The sequence below is a fragment of the Candidatus Nitrosocosmicus sp. FF01 genome (assembly GCF_047711275.1).
GTDB lineage: Archaea > Thermoproteota > Nitrososphaeria > Nitrososphaerales > Nitrososphaeraceae > Nitrosocosmicus.
Genome location: NZ_JBLNIG010000001.1, coordinates 723,441 through 742,348, shown reverse-complemented (window position 1 = coordinate 742,348; position 18,908 = coordinate 723,441). Strand labels below are relative to the sequence as shown.

Below are 18,908 nucleotides of genomic sequence, written 5' to 3'. Positions count from 1 at the left end.
TCTATGTGAGAAGAGCAATCTTGGTTATATTTGATATTAAGTTTATATCTTAAATTAGAGAAGTATACTTGTTTATGCAAGCTCTTCTCGATGTCTATAAGATTAGACAAGACTTTCCCATATTAAATAGAAAGTTAAATGATGGAAAGAGGCTGGTGTATTTAGATAATGCAGCTACCACTCAAAAACCCAAAGAAGTTATCGACTCTATTAGTAGATACTATTCAGAATATAATTCGAATATTCACCGAGCAGTGTACCAAATCGCAGAAGAAGCAACACAAGAATATGAAAATACCAGAGAAAAAATCCGAAAATTCATCAATGCAAGATACCCAGAAGAAATAATTTTTACAAGAAATACTACTGAATCCATAAACTTGGTCGCTTATACGTGGGGAAATTCAAACATCAAGAAGGGCAACAAAGTAATCCTTACAGAGTATGAGCACCATAGCAATATCGTACCCTGGCAAACTCTGTGTCATAACAAAGGTGCAAAAGTCAAATATCTAGAAGTTGATGATGATGGATACATCAGTCTAGAAGATTTGGAGGTATTGATTTCACAAAAGGGTGGAGGGAAAACCAAAATGATCGCCCTAAGTGAAATGTCTAATGTTTTGGGCACAATTTTTCCTGCAAGAGAAATTATAAAATTGGCACATGAGAAAGAGATCCCAGTCCTTTTGGACGGAGCCCAGTCTGTTCCACATATGAAAACAGATGTTCAACAAACTGACTGCGACTTTCTTGCTTTCTCAGCCCATAAGATGCTTGGTCCCACAGGTGTAGGAGTTCTTTACGTCAAAAAGGAAATTTTGGAGGATATGAAGCCATTTATTTTAGGCGGCGATATGATAAAGGAGGTTCACAAGGAAAATACCATTTTTAACGATTTGCCCTATAGATTCGAAGGCGGGACACCAAATATAGCTGATGTCATCGGGTTTAGCGCTGCTATCGATTATCTCAATAGAATAGGAATGGAAAATGTGCGCGAACATGAGCACAAAATGACGACTTATTTGCTGGACAAGATTCAGAATATCAAATCCACTACAATTTACGGTCCCAAAAATGCCAAAGATAGAGGAGGACTGGTCTCATTTAATATGGAAGGAATACACCCTCACGATTGCGCTACAATACTAAATGATTATGGAGTCGCTATCAGGTCTGGCCATCACTGTGCTCAAGTTCTAATGGAAAAATTAGACATTGTTGCCTCTTCTAGGGCTAGCATCTATATTTATAACACAAATGAGGAAATTGATATATTGATAGAGGCTTTAAATCATGCTAGGAGGATATTTAACATATGAGCGAAGATATTTATCGAGAAATGATTCTCGACCACTATAGAAACCCAAGGAACAAGGGTAAAATTGAAGAGCCCGATATCAGGATTAATGATAGTAATCCACTGTGTGGAGATGAAATTTCTATTGACCTGAAAGTTGAAGATGAAATTATTAAAGATATTAAATTCGATGGAAGGGGATGTGCCATCAGCCAAGCTAGTGCTTCGATGTTGACAGAAATGGTTTCAAACAAACCACTAACGACAATCAAAGAAATCACAAAAGATGACATATTAGAGAATATTGGCCTGACGAATTTGGGTCCAGCGAGAATAAAATGTGCTTTGTTGTCGTTAAAGGTATTGAAATTAGGAATGGTAAAGTATTACGTAGACAAGGACCCATCTTCAGCTGACGAGATGAAAGATCAATCAAAGGTCTTTTGATTCATTTTTTTCCTTAATGAATATTAAATTACAAATTATTTGTGGTAAACGATCATAACAACTACCTAGATTCTTCTCATGAATACACAAATCTACAAAGACACGGCCAACCCATTTTGGAATGCGAAGATATCACTTGTTTTTTTTCTGATTATTTCATTTGTTATAGTTAGTACAATAGCGTTATCGGGAATAACCAATAATTTAGATAATTCTATTACAGCGTACTTCGATACTATACAAAATGAAACACTAGACTTAATTTTAATCATCATTACAACAACTTCTGATACTATCAACCTAATCATAGCAGGATTTGTTCTGACGATTATTAAGCGAACAAGACGGTTTGGAATGATACTATTAATTTCTCTTGTTGCAATAACAATTCTGGTAACTTACATCAAACCACTATTTGGTGTCGAACATCCGCAGGAGACTTTTGTACCGTTAGTCTCTTTGCCTGAAAAATTTACCCTCGAGCGAGATAGCTTTATGCCGCTGGCCCAAGGTTATTCGTATCCGTCCAATCACATTGCATCGGCTGCAGCATTTGGGTTCATAATAGGAGGTCTTTCTTATCGATATTCATACAAATTCGGCCTTGCCTTCATGATTTCATTTCCGGTTCTAATAGGCTTTACAAAATTGTATTTGTTTCAACATAATTTGATGGATTTGATTGGCGGATACCTATTTGGACTAATAGTTGCTGTATTGATTGTAAAGGGACTAAAGGCTAATACCCAGACCCTGAAAAATTCTGCAGAGAGTCAGGACGCAAATGTGACAAAAGAAGAAGAGGAAGAAGTAGGACAAGATGAGGAAGAGTACGTGAAGGAAGTAAAGGAGGAGGAAGAACAGGTAGGACAAGATACGAAAGTTATCCGGGGACTAAACGAAGGGCAACAAGACAGGAAACTGGTAGAAGGAGAGCGGCAAAAACTGAAGAGAGAAGTTAAAGACAAGGCTACAAGAGCGACTATCATCTCAAAGAATGAAAAAAAAGAAGATATAGACAAAAGCTACAAACAAAATCAGGTATGATGTTTGAGAACATCTGCGGATTGTTTATGCCAAATCTTATTCGAAATGATTAGAAAATGAAGGATCGAATAATATCCATCCGTAATAATCAGCATCATGAACGTACCGAAATTCTTTGATGTTAGGTTTTAATTTGGAGGACCTGAGTCCAGACAAAAGTTCATTTTGCAAATACATGCCCATTTTTTTTGAGTTATTATTTACTTTTTGTGAATCAGCAGCCCTTGGTAGAAGAATCCTAAAAGTAAAATTATGATTCGAATAGCATTTTGTATAGTGCTCCAATAATTTCTTTGATATTTTTGGTATCTCTTCGAAGTTAGTTACTTTGACTGTGAAATCTGTTTTAAAAGTTTTTAGCGTTTGCGCATTTACCAATTAAAATACACTTTGTAACTAGACTATATTTATTATATAGATTTTAACAAAGCAGATTTAGACCTGAAGGGAAGGATCGATCCACAGGTCTGATTGTGTTTCGTAATTTCCTGAAAATAATGACTATTTATTTTTGGACCTCGCTTTTTTTCTTAAACAATGACTTTAGTTTAGTCAGATTACTTGACATGGACTTGACAGATGATTCTAATTTCTTGATTTCGTTAAGCGCAGCTGACTCATCTTTTTTTTCACTTGGTTTTTTTTCAGGTTTTTTTGAACCCATACATATTTCCTAAAGTTGAAGGAATAAATAATGAACGTCTAAATCTTGTAGAAAATATTAGTCTTACAATGAAATTCGTCATTTACTACTAGCAATATCTTTTTTAATATTTTCATAGCACAACCTATAAAAAGTTCAATAGAATCCGGATATTGCTTGATTAAATCCATCTGTGCAATGGATTCAGATATTTGAAACCAATTTATTGATTAAACTTAAATATATCAAAATTTTTCCCTGTTATTATAACATGTCAATTGACAATAAAGATAATCCCTATCAAATGGCATTAAAGCAACTTGACGAAACTGCAAGAATTTTAAACTTAGACAAAGGTATACACAAGATTCTGGCCAAACCTAAGCGTGTACTTACAGTATCACTTCCGGTACAGATGGATGATGGAAGTATTGAAGTATTCACAGGATTTAGATCTCAGCATAATGACGCCAGAGGCCCATTTAAAGGCGGAATAAGGTATCATCCTCAGGTCAGTATCGAGGAAGTTATGGCACTGTCTATGTGGATGACTTGGAAATGTGCCATAGCTGGAATCCCATTAGGTGGTGGCAAAGGAGGAATCATCTGCGACCCAAAGAAAATGTCAAAAAATGAATTAGAAAGGCTTACTAGGAGATATGCATACGCAATATCAGATATTATAGGTCCTTACACGGATATACCAGCACCAGACGTATATACCGGAGGCCAAGAAATGGCATGGATTATGGACACCTATTCTGCACTGAAGGGAAACTTTGGTCAGCCTGGAGTGATTACAGGAAAACCCATACCAGTTGGTGGTTCCCTTGGTCGAAATGAAGCAACAGGCAGAGGACTCTCCTTTACAGTAAGAGAAGCATCAAAGCAAAAGAACATTTCGATGAATGATGCCACTGTAGTCGTACAAGGTTTTGGTAATGCAGGCCAATTTGCAGCACAGCTTGTCGAAGAACAAGGAGCAAAGATAATAGCAGTATCTGACACTCAGGGAGCAATTATTAACAAGAATGGATTTTTGGTAAATGAACTAATAAAATTCAAAAAGGAGACCAAATCAATCAAAGGATTTCCGGGTTCAACAGAGATATCCAATGAAGAATTATTGACTACTGAATGCACTATTTTGATACCTGCAGCTCTAGAAAATCAGATTACAAAAGAAAATGCTTCCAAGATAAACACAAAGATAGTAGCCGAAGCTGCAAATGGTCCTACCACTCCTGAAGCTGACCAAATTCTCTATGATAATGGAGTACTAGTAATTCCTGATGTTTTGGCAAATAGCGGTGGAGTTACCGTATCATACTTTGAATGGCTTCAGAATCTAAGTAGAGAGTATTGGACGGAAAGAGACGTAAACGATAGATTAGATACCATTATGACTAGGGCTTTTAAGGAAGTCTATGATGCACATTTGTCTTACAATACAAATATGCGTACTGCAAGCATTGCATTGGCTGTAAATAGAGTAGCAGAAGCCACAAGGCTGAGAGGAATTTGGCCATAACTAAGACAAAGCAAAATTCTTTTTATATAAATTTTTTATATTCAGGTTTTTAGATAAGATAACTTTCACAAAAGAACAAGGCGTTAATATCGCCGTAACGATATTTTAAACCTTATTTTAAAAAAGAGTATTTGCTGACTCTGGAGAACGAAAATACACTAAAAAATAGTACAACTAAAAGTAAAAAGGATAGGTTGAGACTCTACTGCTGCTGCTGCTGCTACTAATACTACTCAGTAGAGAATGAATGTCCACAAGAACAGCTCTTTGTGACATTTGGATTGGTAATCTTAAAGCCTGATCCCATCAAACTTTCAATATAATCGACTACAGCACCTTTGAGATATTTTTGGCTGTAATTGTCTACTAGAATTTTTACATTATTTTGCTCCAACACTACATCATCTTCATCTGGATTTTCTTCAAAACCCATTCCATATGACAAACCTGAGCAGCCACCGCCAGTAACATAGACTCTAAGGAAGAGGTTGTCTTTGCCTTCTTGTTTCATAAATTCTGTTACTTTTTCTGCTGCTTTGGGAGTAACGTCGATAATCTTTGGTTGTTGAACACTTGCCATGATATACTATATTTATGCGAACAAATTTAATAAGGTTTTCCTATAAATAAACTAAAAAAAAGAGAAAAACGTTGTAAAAATTTGATGGTTTTTTGTGTCTATTTTTTAGATAGTGCGGCCCATTTGGCCAATGAACTTGCGGCTATGCTCCAAGTGTTTACCGACTGATAAACTGGGACATTGTTATCCTCAAGCTTGTTAGCCATCTTTTGAGTGAATGGACCCCCCAGTGCACCTACTAAAATCGGCTTTTTGCCAAGTCTGTTAAATTCTGCTAGAACATCTACGATTTTTTCCTCTAATGGATCGTCTTGGAAAACAAACCAAGGCATAATGATATCCACATTAGGGTCGTCCATAAAGGTTTGAATTGCAAACTTGTAGTCGTCAGCATTTGCAGAGCCTGTAACATCACATGGATTTCCAATCACATAAGTGGCAGGATAGTGTTCCTTAAATGATTTCATACTTTGATCACTGAGCGTAGCAACTTGTAACCCCAGTCTCTCAAACTGATCGATGGCCGCAATAATTGGTCCGGCACCATTTGTGACCATCGCTACTCTATTACCCGAAGGAATTGGTTGCCAAGACAGTGCTTTAAGAGAGGCCGTAAGTTCATCATAACTGTCTACTGAAATTATTCCGTTTTGTGTAAATGCCCCTTTTACAACACTGAAGGTCCCACCAAGAGAGCCTGTGTGAGAGGCAGCTTGCTTAGCACCTCTAGTTGTACGCCCGTTTTTAAATACTACAATTGGTTTCTTTTTGTCCCCAATAACTCGTTTAGCAGTATTTACGAATTTTCTGCCATCGCCTAATCCTTCAACATACAAGCCGATAACTTTCGTTTGAGGGTCTTCAGCAAGATACCAGATCATGTCAGCTTCGTCGACATCAGAACGATTTCCATAGGAAATCATTTTGCTCATACCAAATGGGAAAGAGTGTTCCATAAATGCAATGCCTATAGTGCCACTTTGTGACAAAAATGCTACGTTTCCATTCTTAGGTCTCAACATACGTTCATGGCCCTGAAAAGCGCAATCCAATCTATTTTCACCATTAAACATGCCGATGCAGTTTGGTCCAATTATTCTAATCTTTAATTGCGATGAAAGTTCCTTTACTTGTTGTTCGATAGCGGCTCTTTCCCCACCTAGTTCTTTCCCTCCACCAGAAATAATAACGACATTGTGTATGGATTTTTGTCCGCAAATCCTTAGCAGGTCAGGCACGAATTTCAAGTCAACAGTGACAACGACCACATCAATTGGATCATTAATTTCCTCCAGACTCTTGTATGCGGGAATTCCCATTATCTCAGGATAGCCCTTGGCATTTACCGGATAAACTTTACCTTTGTAATCATGCTTTACCAGGGTTTCTAATACAGAATTTCCAATCTTACCGACTTCGGGTGAGGCACCAATTAATGCTATAGATTTGGCATTAAAGAATTGATCCATATGTGTAGAATTTGGCTGGTCAACAGAAATTACATTATGATTAGGTTGCTCAGACAGTAAGATTTTTGCATCCGCTACAAAATAGCTGTTTGGATAAACGATAACCGGGTTAAAATCAATACTTTCGTAATACGGTGCAATATCATACCCCAATTTGCTAATATTTAGCAACGCATCGGATAAAACGTTCAGGTCTATTGGTTCCGATCCCCGGTAACCCTTGAGAAGCATTTTTCCTTGCAGCTCTTCAATCATTTCTAATGCATCATCTTTTGAAATTGGAAGAACTCTAAACGAAACATCCTTGAACAATTCGGTAAATATTCCACCCAGGCCCACCATCATAACCGGACCAAATTGAGGATCGTTCTGTAGCCCCACAATCATCTCAACTCCCTTGGGAACCATTTTTTCCAAAAGAACTCCTTTTACATCATAATCTTTTGACAGCCTGTTGTACATATCGTTAAAAGCAGATCTGACAGATTCCTCATCTTTTAAATCTATTTTAACACCTCCTACATCAGTCTTGTGCAAAATTTGTGGTGAAACTATTTTGGCAACTAGGGGAAATCCAAGTTTTTTTGCTTCGGCGACAGCAGATTCTTCATCTTTCACCAATGCAAATCCAGGTACAGAAATTTGATAGTCGGAGAGAATACCCTTTGCAGTCTCCTCTGTGATTACCTTAACTTGATTCTTAAATGAATCCTCAAATATAGATTTGATTTTGTTTTGATCTGTCAATAAAAATCCAATATTGTATTCGGTTTAAAAATTTACCTTACATTATTAATGTAAAATAATGCTGAATTATTACTAGACTTGCCTTGTCGAATACGAGTCCAGAGGCAAAATATGACGCCATACATGTTTGGATTACTGCGGTAATAGAACTATACTACAACTACAACTACTGCGGCAGCTGCCTATACCACCACTAAAACAGAATTGGCCGACATAACGGGGTATTAGCGACTTATTTGTAAGAAATTACTATAATGGCACCACCAAGGAGCTTTTTTCGAAAATCAACTTTTGAAAATTTTTTTGATAAAAGCCGATTCAAATCATTATTCTTGGGCCATCTCAAATACGTTCCATACAGTGTTCGAAAAGGTAGACCCTGCTTTCCCGCTGTTAAAAAGGCTACCACCACTAAAATATACTTTAGGTACACCGTTACTAGTATCCGTGCCAGAATGTTATCTGGTTTTCCCAAATCTACAATCAGGAACCTGCCATCAACTTTCAAAACTCGATGAATCTCCTCGAAAGCCTTTTCCAAGTCTATAGCATCTCGTATTGAATATCCACAAATAACCGCATCAAATGATTCGGATTTAAATGGAATTTTTTCAAAAATCCCGCTACACATATGGAATCTCGCGTCATAACCTTTAAAGTTGCCAGGTATGCCATTGAGCATCTCGGGGATGGGATCATAAAAATGGAGCGTTACGTCCCTTGAAACATTATCCAAAACTAGTTTAGACATGTTACCATAACCAGACCCTGCATCCAATACCTTGTTACCGGGAAAAACAGACTTGAGTATACCCTCAATTCTAAACTGGTTATCCTTACCCATCGATATTGCGCTATTTACCTTATCATATACGGGGATGATGTTACGGAGTATTTTGATTACTTCACTCCAATAGGTGCTTCCAAGGCCATGACTATTCAATGGGAAAAATACTGGTAGGGAGGATATTGAGTTTTTGTATGGTCAATGAAGACTGAATAACCGATTTAGTGGTATAGCAGCCGAGAATTCATGAAAAAGAGACTTGCATCTTGACACATTCATCAAGTAAGGATGAGGGCCATGTAATCAATATGTCAGTTGGAAAATTCATTTTCACTTGTTAGCGTGTACAACTGCACAGATAGCGGAAGGATATTAGCATGGATTAGTGCAATATTCCTTTGGTGATGGATAGCCATTTCAGAAATAACGTCATGGTGGTTGGAAGTTTGAAAGCCAAAATTGTCCCGATGAAATTTTACATAGACAAGGATGTAAAAGAAGCGTATAATGAGATAAAGGCAAATCCAAAATACAAAAAGGCTGATCTTGTATTTTTAGATTCTAAGCTGGTTTTTGGCTGCGAGCACATTGCTGGAATCATGAAAATATTAAGCGAAAGAAAGAAAAGAAACATAGTTTCGCATATAAAAAATATCGAGATCGAATTTTTGCTGAGAGTTTGTTGTACTGATCAGATAAATGAAGCATTAAAAGTTAATTTTGGCGATAAATCCAACAAGGATTTTGTGATAATAATAATCTCAGATGATGATCACATCTTTGAAGAAATCGAACGCGATTTTGCAATGTATGGTAATCTGGATTACGAAAACGTATCACAAACCGAAATTAAAGATTTGATTGCTGCAGACACCTACAAGAGAGATTATATCATTGAAAAATTTTTTAGAGAAAAGATCAAAGACAAAAACTCTACAGTGTTAAATAGCAATGACGAATTCTTGAAATTCTTAGTTGAAAGAGCAGCGATCTCTTTAGCCTAGTTAGAATAAACAGCCCATCGCTTTTGCTTTCTACTTTTGCAGTAGCAACAAAAAAAATTATCATTCGGTCACTCGCTTTTCGATCATGGAGCTAAACAATAGATCTTGTGGTAATACCGAAATTCCGGAATATTTTCCAATTATCTCGACTAAAAGTATCCACTTTGGGTTCGTCAGATCAACTGGCAATTTGATATGAGGCCCTACAGCATCAATGATGTCCATTTTTTTTAGTGGTGTATGTCTTTTTTCTACAAGAATTTTTATTGGTTCATCTATTGGGATCTGGGAATCCTCAACTAATTTTACCAATGCATTTTTGATATTTTCAATCTCCGTTACCACCACGGTTTGGATCGGTATAAATCGTAACAGGTATCTAATTTCCCAAGATGAATTCTCTAACTTTGATCGCAAAAAAGAGATAAACTCCCTTGGATCTGTAGAAGAAGACTTGCCAGTTATCAATCCTGAAACATTTGTTTCACTTACTTCCAAGTCAGTTTCTCCAAATTCATAAAAAAGGTCTTCCAGCTCATCCATAAGGTCTTCTTCTCTAAACCTAAACGTTGTGGCAACAAAATTGAAATCCATATTATTATAGCCTAACTAGCGATTTTAAGTACCTCAATAATTTTATCCTTTGGTACTATCCCCTGACGAATTATCCGGGGGTTTTGTTCATCTGTGAGATCTATGATTGTCGATTCGCCACCTGTTTTTGTAGTCGAAGATTGTTCTTTTAGTTTTAATCTTTCATCATGAATCACAGCATCACACCTTGAGACCAACTCAGAATCCAATTGGTTGAATTTATTAGACGAAGGATACCTGGAGAGATTGGCGCTTGTTCCTACCAAAAATTTGGTTTTTGTTGCCTCAATTACCTTTTTTATACATTCGTTGCCCGGAACTCGCAAGGCAATAGATTGAGTGAGGCCGTCAAAAACATATTTAGAGAATCCTAAATTTTTGCACACTTCATTAGATTTTAGAATTATGGTCAATTGACCCGGCCAGAATAGATCCATTAGTTTGCGTGCAGGGACAGAAACTTGAGCAACTTCAGAAACCATTATCTGTGAAAAAGTAAGTAGAGGTAAAGTCTTGGTCAGGGGTCGATTCTTGAGGTTATATAATTTTCTTACAGCGCTTTCATTGGATGGATCGCATCCAATGCCATAAACTGTGTCGGTAGGAAATATGATGATTCCCCCTCTATCGATAAGTTTGGCGCATTCAATCAACTCGCCAGGATCAGAACAAGTAAAATTCAGCACTCCCACTCTCACTTTTATGAATAACTAGAGTCAATTTAACTCATACTTCATATATCATGATGTTCAATACAAATTTAGAAATTAAAATAAATATTTGATATTGTAAAATTTTTAGAAAAGCATATATATATGGATTGGTAATCATTGTCAATGTCACACAATATCGATGTCCTTAATCAGGGAGGGTTCTTGGGGTCAGAAAAGCTATTTTTTCAAACTAGTGTTCAGAACCTGGCACAAAATAGCGACAATCAGTTAATTCTCACTGAAACCTACAAACTGCCCATAACTATCGTATTTTGGGACATTAGTGGATTTTCAAGATTAGCAAGGACTTTATATGAAATTGATCAGGAACAGATCGTTTTAGAATTTCTAGAGAAATACTACAACATAGCAAGACAAATTATAACCAAAAATTATGGAGTTTGGGATAAGGCAATCGGAGATGGTATTATGTCTTGGTTTGGCTCCTTTGATAATCGCCAAGGCAAAGTTGAATCCGCCGACGAAGGGGCGCTAGACGCTATTAATGCGGCCATAGAGTTACGTAATAGTTTTAAATCTATGAAAGAGGAACTAAAAAACGAGTGGTTGGGTAGACCATCGCTCCAAGAAAATCAAAGTAGAATAAGAGTAAAAAAAAGAATTGGGGTGGAGATATCGCAATCAATACGAGAGAATAACAGAATAAACAAATTAGCTCAAAATAAGGCAAGCTTGTTTGATTTTGATTTAAAGTGTGGAATTAATACAGGTCCTGCAAGAGTTTGTTTGATATATAATCAGCTTACAGCAGTTGGTAATAACGTCAATATAGCCAGCAGGTTACAAGAATTTGCAAAAAAAGATCAAATAGTGATCTCCTGTGCAACTGAAAGAAAAATTCGAGACAAACATTTCATGTTACGCAAAATTGACATCGATTCGAAAAATCCTTTAAAATCTTTTGAAGATATCCTATGCTGCTATGAAATCATTTAGTAAAATAACGAAAGGATTTTTATTTGAATTCCTTCAGTATTATTAGTTAACATACAGATCAAAATGGTTGCAAAAGAAAAGATGAAATTAAAAAGTAAGGGATTGACCGACGAGATATACATGGACGTTCCCCGAGACGAATTAAACGAAACAGTAAATGGTTATTACAGATTAATCGGAGGAGAAAACAAAAATTATGACAAAGAAACAAGCAGGAGGTTGCGTGCTTTTGGTGAAGAGCTGTATAGAAAAAGGTCCTATGAAAAATTCACGGCTTTCAAGGCCGACCATGATGATATGATAATTGGAAATCATCTTAGGCTATTTTCATTTTGCGAACACCACCTTTTGCCGTTTTTTGGCGAGGTAGCAATAGGTTACATACCAAATAACAAGATTTTCGGTCTGTCAAAGTTTCAACGTCTTGTCGACAAGGTTTCTTCAAAACCTCAGCTGCAAGAGAGACTAACATACCAAATTCTTGAAGAAATTAAAAACAGACTGGAGCCAAAAGGTGTCGGAGTAGTGATTAAGGCTATTCACACTTGTGTCTTTGCCAGGGGTACACAATCTACTTCTGCAGAATTTACAACATCAGCTGTGGATGGAATATTCAAAGAAAATCACAATACAAAGCAAGAGTTCTTTTCTATAATAAATTCCGACGGCCGACTTCGCCTCTAGTCTAAGAATTTCAAGTTTTGAATTTTCTTTATGGGATATCAGTCTATTTAACCTAACAGACAATTAGCATAGAAACGCGTAAATGTAACTTGCATCAAAAAAATTATCGACTAGTTCTGAGATACCTAGAGGCGAGTTGGACACCAGGCTTAATACCTACGATATATTTTAATTAGATAGAAGAGGGAGAAAATTTAAATTGATGTCTACAGCCAGCGATTCAAACATCGAGTATATTGACTGGAATCACGCTTTTGATACGCTTCAAAAAGCATATCAATTAGGAATTTTTGTTTTGATTATAGGTCCAAAGGGTACTGGTAAAACAACTCTTGTAAGAAAATTTGCCTCCCAGATGGGCAAGGAATTATCTTCGGTAAACTTTAGTTTAAGAACCAGAGAATCACACCTAATAGGTACCAATACTTTAGATAATGGTCAAATTAATTTCGTCAATGGAGTACTAGTTCATTCGATGAACCAAGGTGATATATTGTATCTGGACGAATTAAATGCCGCTGAACCTGATGTGTTGTTAAGACTTGATGAAGCGCTTGACGACAGAAGGCAAATTGTTTTAAAAGAATTTCACGGCCAGACGATAAAAGCAAAGGACAACTGGTTTGTAATAGGAACGATAAACCCATTATCTCATGTAGGAACAAAGGAGCTCCCCCACAAATTTTGAGTCGTTTCCCAATAAGAATAATGCTAGATTATCCACCTGAAGAAACTGAATTGGAGATTATCAGAAAGCACGTAAATATAAACAACATTACTCAAGAAGAAAACATTCGAAGTGCTATCAAATTAGCAAGTAATTTGCGAAAAGCTGCTTCATTGGAAGAAATTTTTTATAGTCCGAGTTTGAGGGAAACAATCGCATATTCTAAACTAGTAGTAAGCGGTACAAATGCAAAAGATGCAGCCGAAATAGTTTTTGCAAACGTCTATCATCAATGGGGCGAAATCGAATATAGAAAAGTCATGGATATTATCGCTTCTATTTTCTTATGATGTTAATTAGGGGAAAAAATGTCCATCTTTTGGAATAAGAAGAAAACCTCCGGAGAGGAAGAAGAGAAAGAACAATCCAAGATAGGCGCTCCCTTATCAAACACTTACAACACTAGCAATACTACCAAGACAAACTCCAAATCAGAGATAAAAACAAAACCCGAGTCAATTCTAAGGTTTGATGATATGGATCTGGAAAATATCCATATCAGAAATGATGTGTTACTAGAAATTGCTACTTTTCTTTCTCGCAGGTGGTCGGATAGTTCCGATTCTACGATTCATATTTCCAGAGAAGGAAAAACTTCAACTAATTTAGAAAAAAAAAGAATAACCCTTCCGGGTTTAGATTACTTTTATGGCAATATTTTTCAAAAATATAGACAATGGCGAACGTTACTATGGTATGAATCTATAAGACTAAAATATTCATTTAAAATTTTTGATACTGATGTAGTATTTGGATTCATTTTTAATATCCTTGAGACAAAACGAGTAGAAATTTTGGGGCTAGAAGAATGGAAAGGTATGATTAAAGAAATTATTTTTTATGAGGGTCTTTCATGGCATAACAAGCCACTTTTAAACTCTCTTCATGGTAGAAATAAAGTTCTAGAGGCATTCTCACAGGTACTTTTTGACTGGTTATATAAAGGGAGAATTATTTGGCGGCGAAAACGAAAGAGTGGTAAAGGCTTCAGAGTATGCCCACGAAATTATCAAAGATTATGTAAAGAAATTCAATCTCAAAAACAAAACACATGACCCAACCGAAGATCAAAAATGGTTGGAAAAAGAAACCAGACAAATTATCAAGATTTTGCAAGTTGATTCATTGATGTCGGCTCCTCCCATACCCATGCTTATGCCCAAAAGTAAAGTAGGATTATCCATGAAACAAGAAGAGATATTATCTCAAATAGAAAAATTGGTAAAAATAAAGACAAAGGAAATCGAAATTGAGAAATTAAAAAAAGAGATCGTTCAGGGAGACGACATTAATGAGGAATTTAGGATAATCGTAAAAGAGAGTCAAAAAAATGATAACAAGGGATTTGAGTCGACTGAAAATTTGTCCATTGCAATCCCAGATAATACCGGTATTAACGAAAATGCAATATACGACTTTAATTTGATAAACAAAGTCAAGACTGCTCTCAAAGAATGGAAGAGCGGTTGGAGAGAAAGATATGACTTTACTGGAGAAGAGATAGAAGTTGAAAACTACATTGAGAGACAACCCAAAGTCTTTATCAAGGACAAAAAAATTGCCATAAATGTCAAGATTGCGATATTGCTGGACCTTTCTAGTAGTATCGAAGATAACGAAATTGAATATAAGAAGGCCACTGTAGCGTTATGCGAAGGACTGGATTATTTGGGAATAAAATTTTCAATCTACGCTTTTAACACAGAATCTCGCTCTGTTAAATGCTGGATAATAAAACCCCCCTCTGTCAGATGGGGAGCGTTATATGCCAGAAGACTGATGCAAGTAAGGCCATTAGGTGGAACACCATTAGGTGAGGTTTACAAAATACTAAATCCCAGTATCAATGCTTTTAAGCCAGACATATTTGTAACATTAACCGATGGTGAGCCATCTGACATGGATGCGGTGAGATCCATCGTTTTATCCTATAAGCGCAGTGGTATTCAAATGATTGCAATAGGTTTGGGCGCGGACCTAGGGGATGCAATAGGCATTGGCCATAATCTAAAGTATCTTAACTACCAGAGAACACTAACACTGTCTAAAAAAAGATTACAAGATTTACCCAAAAAGGTTCTGGGTCTGCTAACCGTAGATTAGAATAAACCAGTTAGAATTTGAGGTCTGGATGCTCCTTTTCTAGCTTTTTCCAATCATTTAAAAACAAATCTAGTCCCTTGTCTGTTAATGGGTGTCGTATCATCTTGTCTAAAATATCTGGAGGAAGTGTGACTACGTCTGCGCCCATTTTTGCAGATTCTATAACATGTAGAGGGTGACGTACGCTGGCCACCAGCACTTGCGTAGATATATCATAACTTGCAAAAATTTGAACTATTTCGCTAACAAGGTTTAACCCCTCACTTCCAATGTCATCCAATCGGCCAATGAAGGGACTTACATATGTAGCACCTGCTTTAGCGGCAAGCAGTGCCTGATTAGCCGAAAATATCAAAGTAACGTTTGTTTTAATGTCGTTGCTACTCAACGCCTTTACAACTTTAAGTCCATCCATAGTCATTGGCACTTTTACCACTACATTCTTTCCATATTTTGCGAGTTTCAATCCTTCATCCATCATCTCATCAAAAGTACTGGCTACAATTTCCAAGCTGACCGGTCCGTTGATGTATTGCACAATTTCTTTCATGGTTTGAATGGGATTTCCCTTTTCTTTTGAAAGCAATGTAGGATTAGTAGTGATACCATCCACAATGCCCATTTCACTATATTTTTTAATGGAATCTAAGTTGGCTGTGTCTAAAAAAATCTTCATTTTTTCTCTCTTTTATTTAGTTCTACAGCATTTCTTACTATTTCTTTCGGAGACAACCCATATTTGTCTAAAAGTGAATCGATTTCCTCATCTCTTGCAGATTCACCATACTTGTCTTTAATACCTATTTTTCTTACAAAGGTAGGGCATATGTCGGATGTTACTTCAGAAATTGCAGATCCAAGGCCACCCACAACATTATGCTCCTCAACAGAAATCAAAGATCCAGTTTCTTTGGCGCATTTGTAGATCAAATCAGTATCGATTGGTTTTATGGAATACATATCAATAACCCTGCATGAAATTCCATGTTCTTTTTTCAGAATATCACTTGCTTTTTGAGATGCAGAGACCATAGTACCACACGCAAAAATGCTCAAATCAGCACCATCAGTTACTACTTTTCCTTTGCCTATTTCAAAATCTGTCTCTTCTGGGTAGAGCTCCTCGGTAGATGGTCTTGCTAGCCTCACGTAGAAGGGACCTGGAATTTGCACAATGTTTTCTAACAATTTCTTGACTGATGGAGCATCTGCAGGGACGAGTACTCTCATATTTGGCAACGATCTCATTATAGAGATATCTTCGATTTGCTGATGAGAAGCCCCATCTGGTCCTACAGATAACCCAGCATGAGATACAACAATTTTTACATCCAGATTAGGATAACAAATTGCATTGCGGATTTGATCAAGGCAGCGTCCGGGAATAAAAGCAGCATACGTGCTTGCAAAAGAAATTTTTCCAGCAATTGCGAGCCCAGCAGCAATAGAAACCAAGTTTGCCTCGGCAATGCCTACATTAAATAGCCTATCAGGAAACATTTCACCAAATTTTTTGGTCTTTAGTGAGTCAGTAGTGTCTCCACCTACGCATACAATATTGGGGTATTTTTTGCCCAAGTTTACAAGAGATTCACCATATGCAGATCTCATGTCGGAGAAGCGAATTTCATTGGTAGTGTTCAAAGAGTACAAATCATTTTTCACCTACACATAATAATTTTTTCTTTGTCAAGAATTGCAGCAGCATAAGCAGGGGCAAAGTATCCAGTTAACATTTTCATTAATTTATACACTTTTAATTTCGTATCGATCCAATATAGTTTTTCTGCCTTTGATCCAATCTTCTCGGATATTCAATTTCTTCGAGTTATCCAGTAATGTTTGTTCCAGATGAGAATCTAGCTTAAATTTAGTCTCTGAAATCCTCTTGTCTATGTCCTCAGAACCAAAAATTGCATTACCCATGACGAAAATCCTACAGCCTACTTCAAAACAGCTTTCTATGGTCGATTGATCTATTCCTCCATCAGCCTCAATATATCCTGTGTATCCATTTTCCCTCAACTTTGGTATCAAGTTTTTCATCTTGGGTAACACTTCTGGTATAAACTTTTGGCCAGCAAATCCAGGATTTACAGACATTATGATCAAGACATCCAGATCATCCAAGTGTGAATAAATCCACCCAGGCAAATCTGTAGCGGGGTTTATTGCCAATCCAGGACTTATGCCACTGGAAATTAACTTTGCACTCATTTTCTCAAATTCCTTCTCACCGTTACAAACTTCGCTATGTGTTGTAATTATATCGCATCCTGCATCAATGAAGGAATCCAAATAAGAATCAGGACTTTGAATCATCAAGTGCGCGTCAAATGGCAATTTGGTGATCCCTCTTAGATTCTTTATAACATCAAAAGAAAAAGTGGTATTTGGTACGAATTTTCCATCCATCACATCCAGGTGAATCATATCTGCTCCGAATTTTTCTGCAAGTTCAATTTTATTAATTAGGCTCTTTTCTTCGATTCCGGTAGACCCTGCGATAATGGAGGGAGATATCAAGTATTCACCCTCAAGCTCCTCAATGAGCAATGGCAAATGTTTTTTTGAAGGTGCCTTACCATGCCATTGAGGATTGTTGGCCATATGTTTTATTCCGTTTCCTTTTATGGTATTTGCTATGATTATTTTGGGTTTGTTTGGAGGCCTATTTAGCAGTTCGGGCACCAATTGTTCAATTTTGTGACCATTAACCTCTACGACATCCCAATTAAAGGAACTCCACTTTTCTTTAATCGGATCTATAGGCATAATATCCTCTGTAAAGCCATCTTGTTGGATCTTGTTTCTATCCAATATTGCTACCAAGTTATCAAGTTTAAATTTTGAAGCTGCCATAGAAGCCTCCCAGACCTGTCCCTCGTTTGTCTCCCCGTCTCCCAGCAAGCAGTATACAGTATTGTCTTGTTTATCAAGTCTATTTGCCAAACATAAACCAATTGAGACTGACAGTCCAATGCCTTCTGACCCACCAGAGTATTCAATACCTGGAACGCTATGATGTTTCTGGTATTCGCTGTACCTTACGGGGTGTCCTTGAAGTCGGGAGTTTAGTTTCCTTAGAGTCTTCATTTCCTCCTTTGGAAAAGAGCCAGCCAATGACAAAGTGGCGTAATATCCGGGCGCCGAATGCGCCTTTGAATTAATAAAATAATCTCGTTGACGTAATCTCGGATTGGAAATATCTACGTTCATTATTTGGAAATAAAGTGATCCCATTATCTCAGCAGCGGAAAAGGATGCTCCCGGATGACCTGATCCGGCTTCAGTTATACCAGTTAAAGCTAGTATACGGATTTCTCGAATCTTTTCTTTTAATTTTAAATATCTATTTATAAAGTACAATCTCTTATCGTCCTCCCTAAAATGAACACTTTCCACTCCAACTTACCCATATCCCAATACACTGATCCTTCAAAAGACAAATAGATAAAAAGGTAACTTCCAAAGTTATTATAAATTAACCGAAATAATCGGGTTTCTTCCAAAACCAGTTTCCATATCCTGATTCTCTCTAATCAATGGTCCATCTACAGCATACAATACCG

20 protein-coding genes are annotated in these 18,908 nt (G+C 36.8%); 10 read left to right on the top strand and 10 right to left on the bottom strand.

Annotation, left to right across the window (positions count from 1 at the left end; all coding sequences use genetic code 11):
• Positions 1–74: 74 nt before the first annotated feature.
• From ACMT7R_RS04030 to ACMT7R_RS04020, 3 genes are all read left to right on the top strand, one after another.
• Positions 75–1,325: a cysteine desulfurase gene (locus tag ACMT7R_RS04030; RefSeq protein ID WP_415310154.1), complete on the top strand. Its 1,251-nt coding sequence runs from the start codon at positions 75–77 to the stop codon at positions 1,323–1,325.
• Positions 1,322–1,750, top strand: a complete 429-nt coding sequence (sufU, locus tag ACMT7R_RS04025) for a Fe-S cluster assembly sulfur transfer protein SufU (RefSeq protein ID WP_415310153.1) — start codon at positions 1,322–1,324, stop codon at positions 1,748–1,750. The genes ACMT7R_RS04030 and sufU overlap by 4 nt, the downstream gene beginning before the upstream one ends.
• 78 nt (positions 1,751–1,828) lie before the next feature.
• Positions 1,829–2,797 (top strand): phosphatase PAP2 family protein, encoded by a 969-nt coding sequence (locus tag ACMT7R_RS04020; protein WP_415310151.1) that lies wholly within the window; start codon positions 1,829–1,831, stop codon positions 2,795–2,797.
• Positions 2,798–2,833: 36 nt separating this feature from the next.
• Here ACMT7R_RS04020 and ACMT7R_RS04015 read toward each other — a convergent pair whose 3' ends face one another.
• Together ACMT7R_RS04015 and ACMT7R_RS04010 are read right to left on the bottom strand one after the other, a co-directional pair.
• Positions 2,834–3,175: a hypothetical protein gene (locus ACMT7R_RS04015; RefSeq protein WP_415310149.1), complete on the bottom strand. Its 342-nt coding sequence runs from the start codon at positions 3,173–3,175 to the stop codon at positions 2,834–2,836.
• Positions 3,176–3,302: 127 nt separating this feature from the next.
• Positions 3,303–3,461: a hypothetical protein gene (locus ACMT7R_RS04010; RefSeq protein ID WP_415310147.1), complete on the bottom strand. Its 159-nt coding sequence runs from the start codon at positions 3,459–3,461 to the stop codon at positions 3,303–3,305.
• A gap of 250 nt (positions 3,462–3,711) precedes the next feature.
• On the opposite strand from ACMT7R_RS04010, the gene ACMT7R_RS04005 reads away from it, so the two are divergent.
• Complete coding sequence (locus tag ACMT7R_RS04005; protein ID WP_415310145.1) at positions 3,712–4,971, top strand: Glu/Leu/Phe/Val family dehydrogenase; 1,260 nt, start codon at positions 3,712–3,714, stop codon at positions 4,969–4,971.
• A 229-nt stretch (positions 4,972–5,200) separates the two neighbouring features.
• Here ACMT7R_RS04005 and erpA read toward each other — a convergent pair whose 3' ends face one another.
• From erpA to ACMT7R_RS03990, 3 genes are all read right to left on the bottom strand, one after another.
• Positions 5,201–5,551 (bottom strand): iron-sulfur cluster insertion protein ErpA, encoded by a 351-nt coding sequence (gene erpA / locus ACMT7R_RS04000; RefSeq protein WP_415310144.1) that lies wholly within the window; start codon positions 5,549–5,551, stop codon positions 5,201–5,203.
• A 98-nt stretch (positions 5,552–5,649) separates the two neighbouring features.
• Complete coding sequence (locus ACMT7R_RS03995; RefSeq protein ID WP_415310142.1) at positions 5,650–7,767, bottom strand: acetate--CoA ligase family protein; 2,118 nt, start codon at positions 7,765–7,767, stop codon at positions 5,650–5,652.
• 232 nt (positions 7,768–7,999) lie between these two features.
• The gene (locus tag ACMT7R_RS03990) at positions 8,000–8,710 is read right to left on the bottom strand and encodes a class I SAM-dependent methyltransferase (protein WP_415310141.1); all 711 of its coding nucleotides are present in this window, start codon (positions 8,708–8,710) and stop codon (positions 8,000–8,002) included.
• A 290-nt stretch (positions 8,711–9,000) separates the two neighbouring features.
• Here ACMT7R_RS03990 and cgi121 point away from each other — a divergent pair, with 290 nt between their 5' ends.
• Positions 9,001–9,558, top strand: coding sequence for a KEOPS complex subunit Cgi121 (gene cgi121, locus ACMT7R_RS03985; RefSeq protein ID WP_415310139.1), 558 nt, complete (start codon positions 9,001–9,003; stop codon positions 9,556–9,558).
• 60 nt (positions 9,559–9,618) lie between these two features.
• Here cgi121 and ACMT7R_RS03980 read toward each other — a convergent pair whose 3' ends face one another.
• Both ACMT7R_RS03980 and ACMT7R_RS03975 read right to left on the bottom strand, forming a co-directional pair.
• Positions 9,619–10,152 carry a THUMP domain-containing protein gene (locus tag ACMT7R_RS03980; RefSeq protein WP_415310137.1) on the bottom strand — a complete coding sequence of 178 codons (534 nt, stop codon included), beginning with the start codon at positions 10,150–10,152 and terminating at the stop codon, positions 9,619–9,621.
• 11 nt (positions 10,153–10,163) lie between these two features.
• A complete protein-coding gene (locus tag ACMT7R_RS03975) occupies positions 10,164–10,838 on the bottom strand; it encodes an L-threonylcarbamoyladenylate synthase (protein WP_415310136.1) in 675 nt (224 codons plus the stop codon).
• Positions 10,839–10,988: 150 nt separating this feature from the next.
• Between ACMT7R_RS03975 and ACMT7R_RS03970 the strand changes: the two genes are divergently transcribed.
• The 5 genes from ACMT7R_RS03970 to ACMT7R_RS03950 all read left to right on the top strand — a co-directional run bounded on the left by ACMT7R_RS03970 (position 10,989) and on the right by ACMT7R_RS03950 (position 15,336).
• Positions 10,989–11,822, top strand: coding sequence for an adenylate/guanylate cyclase domain-containing protein (locus tag ACMT7R_RS03970; protein ID WP_415310134.1), 834 nt, complete (start codon positions 10,989–10,991; stop codon positions 11,820–11,822).
• 81 nt (positions 11,823–11,903) lie between these two features.
• Positions 11,904–12,506 (top strand): GTP cyclohydrolase I, encoded by a 603-nt coding sequence (gene folE, locus ACMT7R_RS03965; RefSeq protein ID WP_415310132.1) that lies wholly within the window; start codon positions 11,904–11,906, stop codon positions 12,504–12,506.
• Between the two features lie 202 nt (positions 12,507–12,708).
• Positions 12,709–13,194, top strand: a complete 486-nt coding sequence (locus ACMT7R_RS03960; protein WP_415310566.1) for an AAA family ATPase — start codon at positions 12,709–12,711, stop codon at positions 13,192–13,194.
• Positions 13,191–13,523 carry a hypothetical protein gene (locus ACMT7R_RS03955; protein WP_415310130.1) on the top strand — a complete coding sequence of 111 codons (333 nt, stop codon included), beginning with the start codon at positions 13,191–13,193 and terminating at the stop codon, positions 13,521–13,523. The genes ACMT7R_RS03960 and ACMT7R_RS03955 overlap by 4 nt, the downstream gene beginning before the upstream one ends.
• A gap of 637 nt (positions 13,524–14,160) precedes the next feature.
• Positions 14,161–15,336 carry a VWA domain-containing protein gene (locus tag ACMT7R_RS03950; protein WP_415310128.1) on the top strand — a complete coding sequence of 392 codons (1,176 nt, stop codon included), beginning with the start codon at positions 14,161–14,163 and terminating at the stop codon, positions 15,334–15,336.
• 10 nt (positions 15,337–15,346) lie between these two features.
• Here the strand turns inward: ACMT7R_RS03950 and fsa are convergent, their stop codons facing one another.
• The 3 genes from fsa to ACMT7R_RS03935 all read right to left on the bottom strand — a co-directional run bounded on the left by fsa (position 15,347) and on the right by ACMT7R_RS03935 (position 18,741).
• Complete coding sequence (gene fsa, locus ACMT7R_RS03945) at positions 15,347–16,012, bottom strand: fructose-6-phosphate aldolase (RefSeq protein ID WP_415310127.1); 666 nt, start codon at positions 16,010–16,012, stop codon at positions 15,347–15,349.
• Positions 16,009–16,947 carry a transketolase family protein gene (locus ACMT7R_RS03940; RefSeq protein WP_415310564.1) on the bottom strand — a complete coding sequence of 313 codons (939 nt, stop codon included), beginning with the start codon at positions 16,945–16,947 and terminating at the stop codon, positions 16,009–16,011. Before ACMT7R_RS03940 ends, fsa begins: the two co-directional genes overlap by 4 nt.
• 135 nt (positions 16,948–17,082) lie before the next feature.
• Positions 17,083–18,741 carry a ribulose-phosphate 3-epimerase gene (locus ACMT7R_RS03935; RefSeq protein ID WP_415310126.1) on the bottom strand — a complete coding sequence of 553 codons (1,659 nt, stop codon included), beginning with the start codon at positions 18,739–18,741 and terminating at the stop codon, positions 17,083–17,085.
• Positions 18,742–18,908 lie beyond the last annotated feature (167 nt).

What these genes read in the sequence shown, in the direction of transcription:
- ACMT7R_RS04030 (WP_415310154.1), top strand. Translation starts at nt 75, where the DNA reads ATGCAAGCTCTTCTCGATGTCTATAAGATTAGACAAGACTTTCCCATA.
- sufU (WP_415310153.1), top strand. Translation starts at nt 1,322, where the DNA reads ATGAGCGAAGATATTTATCGAGAAATGATTCTCGACCACTATAGAAAC.
- ACMT7R_RS04020 (WP_415310151.1), top strand. Translation starts at nt 1,829, where the DNA reads ATGAATACACAAATCTACAAAGACACGGCCAACCCATTTTGGAATGCG.
- ACMT7R_RS04010 (WP_415310147.1), bottom strand. Translation starts at nt 3,461, where the DNA reads ATGGGTTCAAAAAAACCTGAAAAAAAACCAAGTGAAAAAAAAGATGAG.
- ACMT7R_RS04005 (WP_415310145.1), top strand. Translation starts at nt 3,712, where the DNA reads ATGTCAATTGACAATAAAGATAATCCCTATCAAATGGCATTAAAGCAA.
- erpA (WP_415310144.1), bottom strand. Translation starts at nt 5,551, where the DNA reads ATGGCAAGTGTTCAACAACCAAAGATTATCGACGTTACTCCCAAAGCA.
- ACMT7R_RS03980 (WP_415310137.1), bottom strand. Translation starts at nt 10,152, where the DNA reads ATGGATTTCAATTTTGTTGCCACAACGTTTAGGTTTAGAGAAGAAGAC.
- ACMT7R_RS03970 (WP_415310134.1), top strand. Translation starts at nt 10,989, where the DNA reads ATGTCACACAATATCGATGTCCTTAATCAGGGAGGGTTCTTGGGGTCA.
- folE (WP_415310132.1), top strand. Translation starts at nt 11,904, where the DNA reads ATGAAATTAAAAAGTAAGGGATTGACCGACGAGATATACATGGACGTT.
- ACMT7R_RS03960 (WP_415310566.1), top strand. Translation starts at nt 12,709, where the DNA reads ATGTCTACAGCCAGCGATTCAAACATCGAGTATATTGACTGGAATCAC.
- fsa (WP_415310127.1), bottom strand. Translation starts at nt 16,012, where the DNA reads ATGAAGATTTTTTTAGACACAGCCAACTTAGATTCCATTAAAAAATAT.
- ACMT7R_RS03940 (WP_415310564.1), bottom strand. Translation starts at nt 16,947, where the DNA reads ATGAGATCTGCATATGGTGAATCTCTTGTAAACTTGGGCAAAAAATAC.